The 2,072-nt window shown below is 58.2% G+C and carries 3 protein-coding genes; all 3 read left to right on the forward strand.

All coding sequences use genetic code 11. The features are described 5' to 3' along the window. Positions 1-451: adhesin (locus tag ACXRVY_RS25905; RefSeq protein WP_458238611.1), on the forward strand; the 451-nt coding region annotated here is incomplete at its 5' end. Between the two features lie 64 nt (positions 452-515). Next, entirely contained in the window at positions 516-1,355 is an 840-nt protein-coding gene (locus ACXRVY_RS25910; protein ID WP_457265989.1) for a heme utilization protein, read from the forward strand. Positions 1,356-1,416: 61 nt separating this feature from the next. Beyond that, positions 1,417-2,072, forward strand: a 656-nt coding sequence (locus ACXRVY_RS25915; RefSeq protein ID WP_458238612.1) for a C39 family peptidase, incomplete at its 3' end; no start/stop codon positions are given.

Genomic DNA, 2,072 nt, shown 5'->3' on the forward strand with positions numbered 1-2,072 from the left:
CAACCAGGCGGCTGGTGAACAACAACAGCAGGCCAACGTCCGCGCGATCGCCATGGGTACCCAAGCCGATGCGAGCACCAGCGTCCAGCAGAAAATCACCACGCCCGCCAATCCGTCGATGGACGCGACGGCCAGTATCGTCGGCACCTCCTTGAGCAATGGCAACGGTGTATTGGGCGTCAACCAGGGTGCCGGGGCCAACAACCAGATGGCCAACGCCATGCGCATCAGCATCAGTGCTGCACCGCAAGCTGTTGACGATAGTGCTCTTTCTCAACAGAACGTGGCGTTGTTACCGAACTTGGGAGCAACTGGCACCCCAAACGGCAGTCGCCAGGTCGTCACAAGCGACCAGGCCTTCACCGGCAGCCGGGGAGTGATCCAGGTGAACCAGAGTGCCGGGGTGGGGAACCGAATGGCTAACACCCTGAGCATCCGGGTCTCTGACTGACCCCGATACAGTGCGATTAGGGACGCACCAACACTTGACCAACTAATGAGCACGGAGATTCACCATGAACCCGACAACTGCTCTCAAACCACTGGCTTTCGCCCTGGCGGCAGTGATGGCATTCGCAGCCCAGGCAGCCGGTCTTGATGATCTCGAGCAGGGCAATGGACAGGGCAACAACCAACAGCCTAATGGCCCGACGCTGGAACAAGTTCTGCAGATTACCGCAGGCGCCGGGGCCGCCGTGCTGGACTCGCAGGAAAGCAGTGGCAGCAGAGTAGTGAACCGGGGCACCAAAAACGACGCTAAAATCGATAACTCCCTGAACAACTCCAACGGCAACATGGGCGCCAACGTTGCAGCCGGTAACGGCAACCAGCAAGACAACGCCGCCGCCCTTGCCACGGCTGACGAAGCCTTCATCTTCGGCAGCGCGATCGCCGTCTCCAGCGCGACTCAGAAGAACACCGGCAACACCGCCAGGAACCACTCCAACACCAACAACACAACGCTCAATAACGCTGGCAACAGCGGTTCCGGCAACATCGGCATCAACGTGACCACCGGCGACTTCAACCAACAGAAAAACAACTTGGCGATTGCCGTTTCGGGTGGCCGTGTAGCAGTAGCGGCGGCGGCGGCTAACCAAAGCACGTCCGGGCTGAACGTCACCAACAACGCCAGGACTGATTTCGTACCCGTGGGTGTACTCGGTCTGTCCGGCATAACCACTCAACAAGTGATGACGCCAGAAGGCTGGAAACCCCCTGTAACCAACAATGCTTCGATGACAGGCTCGATGAACAACTTCTCCGGCAACGGCGGAGCCAACATATCGTCCGGGGTAGGCAACCAGCAAAGCAACTCGCTGTCCATCGCCGCAGGCTGCAAGGCTTGCCGGTAATTGTGATCGCAATGAAAGCACCGGCGACGGGGCTTTTCCACAGTCAGAAGGCGTACCGATCATGCGTAAGACTGCCCTTTTCGCCCTGCTCTGCCTGTCTGGTCTTTCTGGCATGACCCAGGCTGCACAGATACCGGTTGCCGCCCTGCCGGGTGGCGTGCTGGTGTACAAGCACGTGCAGAGTTTGCGTGAGCGCAAGTTCAGCGACATCGTCGAACAGAAAACCGATTTCAGCTGCGGCGCCGCTGCGCTGGCAACGATACTGCGCCAGGCCTATTGGCTCGACGTCGATGAGGAGCACGTCATCAAAGGCATGCTGGTCACCGCAGACCAGGACATAGTGCGTACCCAGGGTTTTTCCATGTTGGACATGAAGCGCTACATAGAGCACATCGGCATGCGCGCCCGGGGCTACAAGATCCCGCCGGAAAGACTCGATGCAGTGACGATTCCGGTGGTGGTATTGATGGAAATTCGCGGCTACAAACACTTCGTGGTGTTGCAGCGGGCGGACAAGCACTGGGTCTATATCGGCGACCCGGTGCTCGGTCACAAACGCTACGCCCATGATGATTTTGTCAAAGGCTGGAATGGCATTATCTTCGCTATCGTCGGTCCCGGTTACGACAAAACCAATGCGTTACGCAGTCCACCGGAACCGCTGACAGCCAAGAACAAGATGGATAACTTCAACCCGGTCAAAGATGCTGAATTGAT

The organism is Pseudomonas sp. P5_A2_2, from assembly GCF_054177685.1.

Coding starts and splice junctions, on each gene's coding strand:
- ACXRVY_RS25910 (WP_457265989.1), top strand. CDS start 516: ATGAACCCGACAACTGCTCTCAAACCACTGGCTTTCGCCCTGGCGGCA.